Source organism: Actinophytocola sp., from assembly GCF_050699935.1.
Lineage (GTDB): Bacteria > Actinomycetota > Actinomycetes > Mycobacteriales > Pseudonocardiaceae > Actinophytocola.
This window is the reverse complement of sequence record NZ_JBOHGB010000005.1, coordinates 35,377-48,709: the sequence shown is the minus strand read 5'-3', so window position 1 is coordinate 48,709 and position 13,333 is coordinate 35,377. Positions and strand designations below refer to the sequence as shown.

Sequence of the window (13,333 nt, the reverse complement as noted above, 5' to 3'; positions counted from 1 at the left end):
TCATGATCCGAGCCGGCCGGCCACCCAGGTGAAGGCCTGCACGGCACCGGACGGGCTGACGTGCTCCTCGCGCTCGACCCGGACCGTGCGGAAGTCCCTGCCGGCCACGCTGCCGAGCACGTCGGCCAGCTGCTCCGCCGAGTAGCGGGCCACCGGCAGCCCCGAGCAGTACTCGGGACCGTCCGGTGCGAACGTGGCGAGGACGACCGCGCCGCCCGGCTGGACCGCCGCCCGGAGTACCGCCAGGTACCTGGCCCGATCCGCGGCGTCGGTGAGGAAGTGGCACACGGCCCGGTCGTGCCACAGACCGAAGCGGTTTCGTGGGCGCCAGTCGAGCAGGTCCTGGTGCAGCCAGGTCACCGGCCCCGGATCTTCCCGGCCGGGGCCGAGTCGTTCCCGGGCGGCGTCGAGCGCGCACTTCGAGATGTCCAGCACGGACACGTCGGTGAACCCCCGGTCGACCAGCCCGCCGGCGAGGGAGGACGCACCGCCGCCGACATCGACGACCGCCGCGTCGCGCGCGACGCCGAGCGCCTCGATCAACGCCAGCGAGGTCGACGCGACCGGCTGGTACCAGCTGACGCCTTCGGCGCCGCGCTGCTCGTAGACCGCGTCCCAGTGCACGGTATCCCTTCTCGCCTCAGGACGCCGCCGCATCCCGCGGGGTCAGCCCGATGGCCAGCAAGCCTATGCCAAGGCCGCCGAACATTGACACCGTGGAGCCGTCCGCGGTGAGCCAGTTCGTGCCGCTGCCCCACTGCACCAGCCCCACCACCGCGGCGACGACGAAGCCGAGCCCGGCCACGACGACGACCAGCCGCTGGCCGACCAGGCCGCCGAGTACCGCGACCGCACCGAGAACCAGCAGCGCCACCAGACCGGCGTCCGCCACCTGCACGAAGTCGGCCTTGTTCGACTGCGAGCCCGGGGCGATCGCGAACACCGAACAAGCCAGTGCGCCGATCCCGAGCACGAGTGCGGCACGATCGAGCCGATTCGACATCACGAGTCCGTCCTCATGAGAGCCTCAACAGAAGTCGGGGAATGGGAGCCGCGGAGCGCTGCCACACCGGACGCAACGCACCGTCCACTCCGACACTGCGTCCCGCGGCGGTGGCGAACAGTCCGATGTGAACCAAGATCATCAGGTAGTAGGACCACTGCCACTCGTGCGGCGCGTTCAGCGCCGACAATGTGATCACGACCGACTGCGCGACTCCCACGACCGCCCAGAACCGGGTGGCCAGCCCGACCAGCAGGAAGGCACCAAGGCCACCTTCGACCAGCAGGGTCAGCCAGCCGAAGAACGTGAAGTTGGGCAGCACCACGTTCTCCACGAGCCACGCGTAGGGCCCGAACACCGGCCGCGTGACCGCGAACTCGGTGAAATACCGCAGCCCGCCGAAGTTTGGTGGGGGCTTCCACGCGGCGTTCTGCAACCACAGCAACGCGACCCCGATCCGAACGGCCGCGATCGCGGCCGTGGTCAGCCGCGTCGTGACGTATACGGGAGTGTCAGTCATGTGCCGGGCGCTCCTTTCCCTGTGCGCTCCCAGGCAAGTACACCGATCACCGATGCGCAACGTACCAGCGCCTTACCGACTTCTTACGACCATCCCTGGTCACGGCGGTCGGGAGCGCGAGAGCCGTGACCGACGAGTGCGGCTGCCGTCCCGAAAGGACGGTCAGGTCACACTTCCGTGCTCAGACGCGGAGCTCTCTCCGGTGCCGGGGTGCCCACCGCAGGGGTGTCCACGGCGGTTTCCCGGGCGGGACGCAGAGCAACGTCCCGCGGTCCCGTCGCCGCGGGTGCTCGACGACGTGCTGAGCTCCCACCGGCCCCAGGATGGCGCCGAGGACGCGGTGCTGCGCGGCCCGTACGTCGACTACCTGGGCGACGGCCGGTACGAAACCGAGCGGCAGGACCCGGCTGGGTGCGAGGTCTCGGCGCTATTTTCACCGGGCCGAATGTGACTGTACTCATATCTGTACCGTCGCAATCGACGGTCGGTATCGCGGCGTGACGATTGAACTAGCCGTTCCGGTCGCACGAACTCGTCCTTTTGGAATACGAACATCGCGCCCGAACGCGGTTCGCGTATGTTCCGCTTCTCGAACTGCCGCCGATTCTCGACCGATGCGGGATACCGCATACATTGTTCCGGCAACGTGTTGACAGGCAATGTGCCCACCGCTAACGTGCGACTCTGCGTGCGGGCGACGAATCCATATACGGGTGTTCTGTGCTTTTGTGGTCCGAATTCAAACAAGGATGCTGCGAGGTTGAAACCTTTGGTGGAGGCTGCCACGGATTCAGACCGTCACTCCCGTGGTCTCGAGGTCCTGAACCGCTTGACCGCTGGTGATCCCACTCTTTCCCAGGAAATGTCGACAATAGCCGGCGTCGCCCCGGAGCTCAGCCGGCTTGTCGTCGATTTCGTGTTCGGGGAGATCTACGCCCGCCCCGGCCTGGAGCCGCAGCGCCGTCATCTCGTCACGCTGTCGTGCCTCGTCTCCGTCGGTGCGATCGATGAGCTCCGGGTGCATGTCGGCTTGGCGCTCAACACCGGGCTGAGCTCGACGGAAATCGTCGAGGCGATCCTTCACACCGCGGTTTACGCGGGTTTCCCGAGAGCGGTCAGTGCGATGCGCGTCGCGCAGCAGGTCTTCATCGACCGAGGGATTCTCGAACCGAACGAAAGTAACCGAGCTGGATCGACACATCCAAGATCCGCAGGACATTCGAGCCGGGTCGGGATGTAGGGAGACAAGAATTGCCGGACCGTACGCTCCCCGACGACCTGCCGACCACGGAGACAGCGGCGAACGCGATCATTCGCGCGCTCCAGGAGAACGACACCGAGTGCATCTTCGCCATCCCGGGCGGCGCCGTGACTCCCCTGCTGTTCGCCGCCGACGACAATGGTCTTCGCGTCGTCGTCACCCGGCACGAAACCGGTGCCGCGTTCGTGGCGATGGGATACGCACAGGTCGGACGGAGGCTCGGCGTCTGCGCCGTCACCGCCGGCCCGGGTGCCACCAACGCGATCACCGGTATCGCCGCCGCCATGCACGATTCCGCGCCGGTCGTGCTGCTCACCGGCCAGGTCGCGACCAGCGCCTATGGACGTGGCGCGTTCCAGGACAGCAGCCCCATCGGCCCGCTCGACATCACCGGGCTCTACGAGCACGTCACCAAGCGATCGGTGCTGCTGCCGGACGCGGGCCGGGCTCACGACATCGCGCAACACCTGATACGTGAAGCCCTCTCCGCGCGCCAGGGCCCGGTACAGCTGAGCGTGCCGACCAACCTCGCGGTCTCCCGGGTCCCCACGGCGACCTCCCCGGCCCGTGCCATCCGCGAGGCTCGCCCGTCGGTGGACGGCGCCATCATGCGGACGATCGCCCGGGAGCTCACCGCCGCCCGGTGCCCAGCCATCCTGGCCGGTCATGGCGTATACGTCGCCGATGCGTGCGAGGCGTTGCGGGCCGTGGCCGAGAGGTTCGAGGTCCCGGTCGCCACGACACCGAAGGGCAAGGGCGTGTTCCCCGAGGAGCATCCCCTGTCGTTGGGTGTCTTCGGGTTCGGCGGTCCCACACCCGCCGAGTCCTACCTGCTCGACGAGAAGGTCGATCTCCTCGTCGTCGTGGGCACCAGTCTCGGCGAGTTCCAGACCCGCGGGTATCACTCCGGGCTCGGTGCGGACCGAACCGTGGTCCAGATCGACATCGACCCGGCGGTCATCGGGCGCACCTACCGGGCGGAGATCGCGGTGAACGCGGACGCGCGTGCCGCCCTCGAGACGCTCGTGGCCGTCGGCGCCACGGGCCTCGAACCGCCCGAGCGCTTCTGGGCGCAGCGGCCCGCGGCGGTGATCGCGCAGGCCCCGCCGGCCGGAGACGGCCTGTCCCCGAAGGAAGCGGTCGGCGCGGTGTGCGAGCTCCTGCCGGGCGACGCGCTGTTCTTCGTCGACATCGGCAACTGCATGGGCTTGGCCAGCGACTGCCACCGGGTACGGCAGACCGGCACCTACTTCGTCGGCCTGGGCCTGGGGTCGATGGGGTACGCGGGCCCCGCGTCGATCGGGGCGAAGCTCGCCAGGCCGGACCGGCCCGTCGTGGCGTTGATGGGTGACGGCGCGTTCGCGATGACGGGCATGGAGATCCACACCGCGGTCGACAACGACGTACCGGTCGTGTGGGTCGTGCTGAACAACAGCGGACACGGCATGGTGCACACCGGGGAGCTGGCGGTGTTCGGCGACTCCAAGCCGTGGAACCTGTTCGGCCGACCCCTCGACATCGCGACCGTCGCGGCCGGTCTCGGCGCCAGCGTGCACACCGCCGAGACGATCGAGGACGTGCGCGCGGCGATGTGCGACGGCCTGGCGGCAGGAGTGCCGACGGTCATCGACGTACGAGTCGACGCCGACGAGACACCGGCGTTGGTCATGCAGCGCTCGGAGGACATGCGCGCCAGGATCACGGTGTCGGGCTAAGGGGCCACTACCGGTACTCGCCCGGCTTCCTCCCGACCAGCGGTGCCTGGCGGCGGCCCACCGCCACGAGCTCCGCCGTGCTCTCCACCTGCGCCGGGGCGCCCGCCGGCGGGCGGCTACCTCGCCACAGCACCACGGCGATCGACACGCCGGTGCCGGCCCCCAGTGCCATCACGATCCACATCCAGACGGGCACGCCGCCGTCCGGTGGGGGGTCCTCGGGGCGGACCGGTGGTTTCGCGGGCGGTAGCAGGGGGACCTGCGCGTCCGCTTCCGGGCCCCGGCCCCCGGTCGCGTCCGGAGCGGGTGGGCTGCCGCTCACCGGGCTGTCGGGTTGGTCGGCAGAGACATCCGCCCCCGCGCTCGGTGCCGCGCCCAGGACCACGAACAGGGCGACGGCAGCAATGGACACCAGGCGTTTCAGGGTAGGCATGTGCTCCGGATCCTAGGTCTCAAGATCACAAAGTGTTTTGATCCCTCTCGAAGACAAGTACGGTTGCGGATCGCTTCTGGTTCGACTCAATGTGTGACCGGTCGCTGACCAGGGCTCCGGTGTCTCAGATCGAGGCTCACTCCTCGATCCACTCGAGCAGGTCGCCGGGCTGGCAGTCGAGCACCCGGCACATCGCCTCCAGGGTGCTGAAGCGCACGGCCTTGGCGCGACCGTTCTTCAGTACGGCCACGTTCGCCGGGGTGAGCCCCACGCGCTCGGCGAACTCACCGACACTCATCTTGCGTTTGGCCAGCTCGACGTCGATGCGCACCACGATGGGCATCAGATCACCGCTTCCATGTCGGTGCGCAGCGTGGTGGCCTGCCGCAGCAGTGCACGCATCACCACCATCACGAGGCCCAGCACCGCGACACCGATCACCAACAACAGCAGCAGGAGCGGCAGTCCGGGGTCGTCCGCGTTGAATCCCACGTAGAGGAACACGCCCACGAGCACCACCCACGCGGCGACGATGGCCCACACGATCGCGTCCACCCACGTGAAGGACGCCCGGCTGAAGATGCGGTCCTTCTTGACCAGGGTGAGCAACCGCCAGATGGAGACGATCACCACCTGAACGCACAGCACCCAGAACACCGACACGGCGGTCGCCGGCCACCTCAGGTACGCGAGGTCCGGGTCCCGCGCGGCCATGTGCGCGAACTGGCCGGGCAGCGACAGGGTCTGGAACACGACCAAGATCCCGAACAGCAACACGAGGAAGACTCTGAGAACGGCTACTACCCGATGCTCCGTGATCATGAATCGAGTATCGCTTGATACCTATCGACTGTCAATCGATACGTATCGTTCTGCGTGGTGGTCCACGGCCGGCGGCTCGGCCTGGCGGCTCCGGCCGGTCAGCTCCACGGGAAGGGTGAGTGGCTGACCGGGTGCACTCGTCCACTGGAGTAGCGGTCGAACCGGAACGGCTCCAGCAGCGCCTGCGGCTCGCCGAGCATCTCGGCGGCGACGAGGTCGCCGACGCCGATCATCTTGAAGCCGTGGTTGGAGTCGGCGATCACATAGGCGTTCTCCCGGAACGTGTCGAACACCGGGAAGCTGTCCGGGGTGAACGCGCCGACACCACCGGACGGCTCCCGCCGGTACAGCTGCCGGCGGCCTTCGAACCGCTTGTGGCAGTGGGCGAGCGCCGAGGTCCACATGCGCACGAAGTCCTCCCCCACGGAGAACTCCGGGCTGGCGGGACCGTACGGGTCGATCGCCACCTGTTCGGCCGGGCGGGTGACCGGCAGCGGGGCGGCCCCGCCCTGCACCCCGTCGAACTGGAAGTCGGGCTTGTAGTACACGCCCCACAGGGCCTCGGTGACCAGGCCGCCGTCCACGTCGTCGTACAGCGGGGCGTCCGAGTCCACATGCACCACCGGCGGCGGCCTGCCGGTGTTGTCGGTGAACTCCCCCGGATCGACCCCCAGCGTGCCCTCTTGCAACGCGAGGTATGTCCACATCGGAGTGTCGACCCCCGCCACCTCGACACTGGCCGGCAGCTCCAGCATCGCCCACAGATCACGGATCCACGGCCCGGCCGCCACCACGAGCTGGTCGCAGTCGACCACACCGTCGTCGGTCTCGACGGCGGTGACCGCACCACCGTCCACGCGCAGGCCGGTCACCCGGACACCGGTGCGGATGTCGACACCGAGTGCCCGGGCCTTGGCCGCGAGACCGCGCAGCGCCCCTTGGTTGTTGGCGTAGCCGCCGCGTTTCTCGTGCAGCACCACGGAAACCCCCGGCGCCTGCCAGTCCGCGAACAGCTCGGTCAGGTATCCACGCACCGCCGCGGCACCCTCGACCAGTACCGAGTCGTAGCCAATCTCCCGCTGGGAGGCGTGGATGCCGGCGACGTCCTCCGCCATCACCCCCGGCGCGACCTGCAGATAGCCGACCGGGTGGTAGGCGAACGCGCTCGGGTCGGACTCCCACACCGCCACCGAATGCGCCATCAGCTCGCGCATGGCCGGCTGGAAGTAGTTGTTGCGCACGATCCCGCAGGCCACCCCGGACGCGCCGGCGCCGATGTCGGCCTTGTCCAGCACCAGCACGTCCGCACCGCTGCCGCGGCCGGTGGCACGCAGCCGCCGGGCCAGGTGCCAGGCGGTGGACAGTCCGTGGACGCCCGCGCCGACGATCACGTACCGGGTCATCGAGCCTCCTCAGAGTCGGCCGGCGTACTCCTGGTTTCCGCGCAGCAGCGAGGATTCGGTGCCCAGGTAGGCGTGCTTGGACATGTCGGCGGTGTACCGGCTCGCGGCCGGGTTGCGGTCGAGCGCCTCGGCCATCGCGCGCACGTGGTGCGGCGCCGCGCCGCAGCACAGACCGAGGTAGCGCACGCCGGCGTCGGCGGCCTGCCGGGTGAACTCGGCGATCTCGTACCGGTTGCAGGTGAACGGGTCCAGCGCGACGGGGAACGGGATGCTCGGCCCCGCGAAGTCCGGCTCGCGCAGCGACTGGAACGTCGGCTGCTCGGCCGTGGTGCGGTAGGGCACCGGCAGCGCGGCCACCGGCACGTCGACCGCGTCGACGACCGGCGCGAGCAGCGGTGCCATGGTCGACGGGCCGCGGTTGCAGTTCAGCCCGACCACGTCCGCGCCCGCGTCAGCGAGCCGTGCACACGCCTCGGCGATCGGCAGGCCCTCGCGAGAGAGCCCGTTGCGGTCCGCGACCAGCGTGACCACCGACGGGAGGCCGGTCTCGCGGATCACCTCCAGCGCGATCATCGCCTCCCCGTGGTAGCGCAGTGTCTCGGCGATCATGAAGTCCACGTTCGCCTCGGCCGCCCACGCCACCTGCTCGGCGAACATCGTCCGCACGCGCTCGTGCGTGTCCGGGTCGGCGGGGTCGTAGATGTTGGTGTTGCACACGTTGCCCGCGAGCAGCGTGCCGGTGGCGGACGCCACCGAACCGGCGAGCGCCAGGGCTTGGCGGTTGAGCGGTTCGAGCAGGTCCTCCTTGTCGATCATGCGGAGCTTTTCCCGGTGCCCGTAGTAGGTGAACGCCTCCACCACGTCCGACCCCGCGTGCACGAACTCCTCATGCAGTGCGGTCACCCGCTCCGGGTGTTCCAGTACCACCTCCGGCACGAACGCCCCGGCCTGGAGGTAGCCGCGGCGCTCCAGCTCGAACAGGTACCCCTCGGCGCAGATCACCGGTCCGTCGGCCAGCCGCGCCATCAGCCCGTCTTCACTCATCGTTCCTCCACATCGTCGATCTCCATGCCGTACTCGGCTCCGGCGTCGAGCAACGCGTCCCAAAGGGACTGTCCGCTGCTGCGCTCGCAGTGCAACAGGTAGCTCGGCGCGCCCTCCCGGTCGTCGCGCACCAGGTCGGTGACGAGGCCCGCCACGTGGGTGCGCAGTGCCGCACCGTTCGGGGTGACGTCCACGGCCAGGTCGATCGCGCACACGGTCGCCAGCACGTCGGCCGCGCGCTCGCCGGTGAGCCGGACGAGCGCCCGCCCGTGGGTCAGGTCGACGACCGACGCGAACTCGCCGGTGTCCGTGGCCGTCGTACGCAGCCGCTCGGCCAGCTTCTCGCCCGTCCCGGGGGCGCCGAGGACCAGCCATTCGCCCGGGCCGGAGCCGACCACCAGGTTGTCGTCGGGATCGCGGGTGGCGGCGCCGAACCGGGTGCCGAGCGCCGCGGCCACCGTGCCGTCCCGCGAACCTGCCTGCGAGCCATCGTGCGAGCCATCGTGCGGGCCGTCGTGACCGGCCCGGACGAGGACCTTGGCGAGTCCGGAGTGGTCGGCGAGGACCGGCGGCGCGTCGCCCGGCCGGCTCGGGTTGATCGCCGGGTCGATCGCACTGCGCAGGACCGGGGGCGGGCACGGGCGGAACGTGCCGGGCCGGCCGATGTCCCGCAGGCGGGCGCCGGCCGGGTCGACCTGCGCGAGGTGCTCGGTGACCGTGGCCGGGACCCGCCGGCCGTCCGGCAGCAGCACGCTGACCTCGGTGCCCGGCTCGGCGAGCGCCACGTCCACCTGACCGAGGCAGATCGCGCGGCCCAGCGTCGGCGACATCCGGCTGGACGTGACCCGGCCCCGGATCTCGGTACCGCGCTCGCCGGTGACGATCTGGCTGGCCTCCGGGGGCACGATCGTGCCGTCGACCGGCCGCAGGCCGACCAGGCGGAGGCCAGCCGGACCGGCACCGCGCCGCTCGTGCTGCCAGACCAGCTCCGGCTTGCCGGCGAAGTCGTCCTTGTCGAGCTTGACCAGCCCGTCCAGGCCCGCGTCGAACGCACGGGTGAGCCCGTCGGTGTCCTGCCCGACGATCAGGTGGCCCTTCTCGAGCCGCAGGATCCGCTGTGCCTCGACGCCGAACGGCCGCACGCCGAGGTCCGCGCCGGTGGCGAGCAGCGTCTCCCACACGTGTAGCCCGTAGCCGGCCGGCACGTGCAGCTCGTAGGACGGCTCACCGGTGAACCCGATGCGCCACAGCACGCAGTCGTCCACTCCGGCCAGTCGCGCCGTGCGCACGTTCATGTAGCCGAACGCGTCCGGGTCGAGGTCCACGCCCTGCGCCAGCCGGCCCACGAGCTCGGCGGCGTGGGGTCCGGCCACGTTGATGCTGGCGTACGCGGTGGTCACCGGCGTCACGTGCACGTTCCACTGTGGACGCTCGGTCTGCAGCCAGAGCTCGACCCACTCCCACACCGCGGCGGCGCCGGAGGACGTGGTGGACATGAGGTAGTGGTCGACGTCCAGCCGCCCGGTCACGCCGTCGTCGAGCACCACGCCGTCCTCGGCACACATCACGCCGTAGCGCACCCGGCCGACGTCGAGCTTGGACCACTTGTTGACGTACAACAGGTTCAGCAGCTTCGGCACGTCCGGCCCGCGCAGGTCCAGCTTGCCGATCGGGGTGACGTCGATGATCCCGACACCCTCGCGGACCGCGCGTACCTCGGCCGCCGGGTCGCCGTAGTGGTCCGGCCGGATCCACTGCCCGGCGACCAGCGGCGCGGCGCCGGCGACCTCGTGCCAGGACTGCATGGGCGAGCGGCGGACCGGATGCACGGGGCGCCCGGCCAGCGCACCCAGGGTCACCGGCGTGTACATCGGCCGCCACGTGGTGGTGCCGGTCTCCGCGAGCGTGCTGCCGGAGGCCTCGGCGACCATCGCCATCGCGTTGACCATCTCCAGCTTTCCCTGCAGTGGCCCCATGGTCGCCGTCGTGTACCGCTTGGCCAGCTCCGCGGAGTCGTAGCCCTCCCGTACCGCGGTGTGGATGTCCGATGAGGACACGTCCTCGGAGAAGTCGACGATCCCGTGCGTGCTGGCCCGGAACAGCTCCGGATGCTCGTGCACCGGGAGCGTCGGCACGGGTGCCGGCGTGGCGTTCGGGGAACTCGCGTGCGGGAACGGGGGACTCGCGGTGGAAGTTCGGGTGAGACGGTGGTGGCGGACGGCGGCGGCGTGCCGGGCCGCCGCGGCGGCGACCGCGGTGGCGTGCGCGCGCAGCTCGTCGAGAGTTCCGTCGCCGGCGATCCCGCCGACCGCGAACACGTCGGCACTCGACCGGCCACCGGGCAGGAAGCGCGCCGCCGTCGCGTTGTACACCGGCACGTCACCGGCCTGGTTCAGCAGCGCGGTCGGCGCCGTCCAGCCGGTCGCGGTCACCAGCAGGTCCGCCTCGACCCGCCGGCCGCCCGGCAATTCGACCGCGCGCAGCCCGCGCCGGCCGTGCGCGCGCACGATGTCGCCGCCGGTCCGGGCGTCGACCACCTCGGCGATCTCGACGCCGGCCGCCCGCAGGTCCGCGACGGCGGCGTCGCCGTCGGCGTTGGCCGTCAGCACCACCGCCCGCTCCCCCGGCCGGACGGCGTACAGGTTGATCAGCCGGCGGGCCGCGGTCGACAGCATGACGCCGGGCAGGTCGTTGCCCGCGAACACGTACGGCCGCTCGATCAGTCCACACGCGACGACGAGCGCGCCCGCCCGTGCCCTGATCAGCCGCTCGCCTCCGGTGCGTCGCAGTATCGCGACCCAGTTCTGGTCGTAGCGACCGAGAACCACCGAGTCGGTGAGCACCTCCACGCCGCTCGCCGCCACCTCGGCCCGCAGCTCGGCGAGCTCGTCGGACCCGCCCGCGTAGCGCAGGTGACCGCCGAGCTGATGCTCCTCCTCGACCAGTAGGACCCGCGCGCCCGCGCGAGCGGCCGCGACCGCCGCCGCCATGCCGGCCGGACCACCGCCGGCGACGACCACGTCCGGGTGGGCATACCGGGCGGCGTGCCGATCGGACACGGTGTCCGGCGAGATCGACCCCGCGTGCGTGAACCGCCGCAGCACCCACTCGTAGGCGGGCCACAGCCGCTGCGGGCGGATGAAGGTCTTGTAGTAGAAGCCGGGCCCGAGAAGCCGTCCGAACAGCCGGTTCGCTCCCTTGACGTCGAACCGCAGCGAAGGCCAGGTGTTCTGCGAAGTGACCTCCATCCCGTCGGTGACCAGCCGGTGCGCGCCGCGCACGTTGGGCTCGTCTCCCACCTGCACCATGCAGCCCGGGTCGTGGAAGCTCGCGGTGACCACGCCGCGCGGGCGGTGGTACTTGAAGCTGCGGGAGAACACCCGCTCGCCCGCGGCGGCCAGAGCGGAGACGATCGTGTCACCGGCGAACGCGCTGTACCGCCTGCCGTTCCAGGAGAAGCGCAGCGTCCGGTCGCGATCGATGACCTCGTCGCGCCGCGGCGGGAGCCGGGTCATCGCGGCTCCGTCACGGTGTCGGCGTCGGTCTCGGTCACGGTGTCGGTTCCGGTGTCGCGGTGCAGCCGCAGGTACCGCCGGCAGCCCGCCGTGTGGTACCACCGCTCCTCGACCACGCCGAGCGGGTTGCGCCGCACGTACAGGTAGGCGCGCCACTGCCCGGGCGTGGCGGTGGCGGGGTCCGGCCGCGGCGTGACCTCACCCAGGTACCGGAACTCGGTCACGTTGCGGGGGCCGCACCAGGGGCAGGGCAGTTCGATCATCAGTGGCCCACCGCCGCCGCGCCCTTCTCGCCGACCAGCCCACCGGAGTCGAACCGGTCCAGGCCGAACGCCGAGATGATCTCCGGTGTCCGTCCACTCGCGACACACTCGGCCATCGCCTCGCCGGACACCGGGCCGGCCTTGAACCCGTAGGTCCCCCACCCGACGTCCACATGGAACCCCTCGACCGGAGTGGGGCCCATGATCGGCGAGAAGTCCGGGGTCATGTCGCAGAGCCCGGCCCACTGGCGCAGCAGACGAACCTTCGACAGCGCGGGCATCAGGTCCAGCACGTGGCCGGCCAGTCCTTCGGCGAACTCCAGGGAGCCGCGGGTCGAGTAGGAGGCGAACGGGTCCACACTGCCGCCGAACACCAGCTCGCCGCGGTCGGTCTGGCTCACGTAGACATGCAGGGTGCCGGACACCACCACGGTGTCCAGGAACGGCCGCACCGGCTCGGTCACCGCCGCCTGCAACGGGAACGTGGTCACCGGCAGCCGCACCCCGGCCAGGTCGGACACCAGCGTGGCCCAGCCGGCGGTCGCGTTCACCACGACCGGTGTGGCGATCCGGCCCCGGTTGGTGCGCACCCCGGTGACCCGGCCGTGCGCGACGTCGATGCCGGTCACCTCGGTCCGCTGGTGCAGGTGCGCGCCCAGCGCGTCGGCGCCGCGTGCGTAGCCCCACACGACCGCGTCGTGCCGGATGATGCCGCCCGGCGGGTGGTACAGCGCGCCCAGGATCGGGTAGCGGACGTCTGCCGAGACGTCCAGATGGGGCACCAGCCGCGCGATCTCGTCCGGCCCGATCACCTCGGAGTCGACGCCCTGCAGCTTGTTGACCTCCGCGCGCCAGCGCATGGTGCGCAGCGAGCCGTCGTTGTGGGCCAGGGTCAGGTGGCCGCGGCGGGAGAACATCACGTTGTAGTTCAGGTCCGCGGCGAGCGTCCGGTAGAGCGACAGCGAGCGGTCGTAGAACCGCACACCCTCCGGCGTGAGGTAGTTCGAGCGCAGGATCGCCGTGTTCCGTCCCGACCCACCACCGCCGAGATATCCCTTGTCCAGCACCGCGACGTCGCGCACGCCGTGGTTCGCGGCGAGGTAGTACGCGGTGGCCAGACCATGCACGCCGCCACCGATGATCACCACGTCGTAGCGGTCCTGGAGCGGATGCGTCCGCCAGGCAGGCGGCCAGTCGGCGCCGGTCAGCCCGTGCCGCAGCAGGCTGAGCGCGGAGTACCGCCTCCCGTTGCGCCTGCCCCGCACGTCCAACCTCCCGAGCTCGAAGTCCCGCCGGTCACGCCTCGCCGGGTGACCGCGGCGCCGACGCTACCGAGAGCAAACGCCTGGCACGA

At 70.6% G+C, this 13,333-nt stretch carries 14 protein-coding genes; 3 read left to right on the top strand and 11 right to left on the bottom strand.

The features are described from left to right. Genes ACRDTB_RS03540 through ACRDTB_RS03530 form a run of 3 tightly spaced genes read right to left on the bottom strand, consistent with a single transcriptional unit; the run spans window position 1 to window position 1,523 of the window. Entirely contained in the window at window positions 1–624 is a 624-nt protein-coding gene (locus ACRDTB_RS03540; protein WP_431428446.1) for a class I SAM-dependent methyltransferase, read from the bottom strand. A gap of 16 nt (window positions 625–640) precedes the next feature. Beyond that, entirely contained in the window at window positions 641–1,003 is a 363-nt protein-coding gene (locus ACRDTB_RS03535) for an Rv1678 family membrane protein (RefSeq protein WP_431428445.1), read from the bottom strand. A 13-nt stretch (window positions 1,004–1,016) separates the two neighbouring features. Next, window positions 1,017–1,523 carry a TQO small subunit DoxD gene (locus tag ACRDTB_RS03530; RefSeq protein WP_431428444.1) on the bottom strand — a complete coding sequence of 169 codons (507 nt, stop codon included), beginning with the start codon at window positions 1,521–1,523 and terminating at the stop codon, window positions 1,017–1,019. Window positions 1,524–1,809: 286 nt separating this feature from the next. Between ACRDTB_RS03530 and ACRDTB_RS03525 the strand changes: the two genes are divergently transcribed. The 3 genes from ACRDTB_RS03525 (at window position 1,810) to ACRDTB_RS03515 (ending at window position 4,499) form a co-directional block, all read left to right on the top strand. Further along, entirely contained in the window at window positions 1,810–1,974 is a 165-nt protein-coding gene (locus tag ACRDTB_RS03525) for a hypothetical protein (RefSeq protein WP_431428443.1), read from the top strand. A gap of 321 nt (window positions 1,975–2,295) precedes the next feature. Continuing rightward, window positions 2,296–2,763 carry a carboxymuconolactone decarboxylase family protein gene (locus ACRDTB_RS03520; RefSeq protein ID WP_431428442.1) on the top strand — a complete coding sequence of 156 codons (468 nt, stop codon included), beginning with the start codon at window positions 2,296–2,298 and terminating at the stop codon, window positions 2,761–2,763. A gap of 11 nt (window positions 2,764–2,774) precedes the next feature. Continuing rightward, complete coding sequence (locus ACRDTB_RS03515; RefSeq protein WP_431428441.1) at window positions 2,775–4,499, top strand: thiamine pyrophosphate-binding protein; 1,725 nt, start codon at window positions 2,775–2,777, stop codon at window positions 4,497–4,499. Window positions 4,500–4,506: 7 nt separating this feature from the next. Here the strand turns inward: ACRDTB_RS03515 and ACRDTB_RS03510 are convergent, their stop codons facing one another. The 8 genes from ACRDTB_RS03510 to ACRDTB_RS03475 all read right to left on the bottom strand — a co-directional run bounded on the left by ACRDTB_RS03510 (window position 4,507) and on the right by ACRDTB_RS03475 (window position 13,244). Beyond that, entirely contained in the window at window positions 4,507–4,932 is a 426-nt protein-coding gene (locus tag ACRDTB_RS03510) for a hypothetical protein (protein WP_431428440.1), read from the bottom strand. Between the two features lie 136 nt (window positions 4,933–5,068). Beyond that, window positions 5,069–5,275 carry a helix-turn-helix domain-containing protein gene (locus ACRDTB_RS03505; protein ID WP_431428438.1) on the bottom strand — a complete coding sequence of 69 codons (207 nt, stop codon included), beginning with the start codon at window positions 5,273–5,275 and terminating at the stop codon, window positions 5,069–5,071. After that, entirely contained in the window at window positions 5,275–5,754 is a 480-nt protein-coding gene (locus tag ACRDTB_RS03500; protein ID WP_431428437.1) for a DUF2975 domain-containing protein, read from the bottom strand. The genes ACRDTB_RS03505 and ACRDTB_RS03500 overlap by 1 nt, the downstream gene beginning before the upstream one ends. 98 nt (window positions 5,755–5,852) lie before the next feature. Further along, window positions 5,853–7,157 (bottom strand): NAD(P)/FAD-dependent oxidoreductase, encoded by a 1,305-nt coding sequence (locus tag ACRDTB_RS03495; RefSeq protein WP_431428436.1) that lies wholly within the window; start codon window positions 7,155–7,157, stop codon window positions 5,853–5,855. A 9-nt stretch (window positions 7,158–7,166) separates the two neighbouring features. Then, window positions 7,167–8,201 carry a homocysteine S-methyltransferase family protein gene (locus tag ACRDTB_RS03490; RefSeq protein WP_431428435.1) on the bottom strand — a complete coding sequence of 345 codons (1,035 nt, stop codon included), beginning with the start codon at window positions 8,199–8,201 and terminating at the stop codon, window positions 7,167–7,169. Further along, complete coding sequence (locus tag ACRDTB_RS03485; RefSeq protein ID WP_431428434.1) at window positions 8,198–11,716, bottom strand: 2Fe-2S iron-sulfur cluster-binding protein; 3,519 nt, start codon at window positions 11,714–11,716, stop codon at window positions 8,198–8,200. The genes ACRDTB_RS03490 and ACRDTB_RS03485 overlap by 4 nt, the downstream gene beginning before the upstream one ends. Further along, the gene (locus ACRDTB_RS03480) at window positions 11,713–11,979 is read right to left on the bottom strand and encodes a sarcosine oxidase subunit delta (RefSeq protein WP_431428433.1); all 267 of its coding nucleotides are present in this window, start codon (window positions 11,977–11,979) and stop codon (window positions 11,713–11,715) included. Before ACRDTB_RS03480 ends, ACRDTB_RS03485 begins: the two co-directional genes overlap by 4 nt. Further along, window positions 11,979–13,244, bottom strand: a complete 1,266-nt coding sequence (locus tag ACRDTB_RS03475) for an FAD-dependent oxidoreductase (RefSeq protein WP_431428432.1) — start codon at window positions 13,242–13,244, stop codon at window positions 11,979–11,981. Before ACRDTB_RS03475 ends, ACRDTB_RS03480 begins: the two co-directional genes overlap by 1 nt. Between the last annotated feature and the right edge of the window lie 89 nt (window positions 13,245–13,333).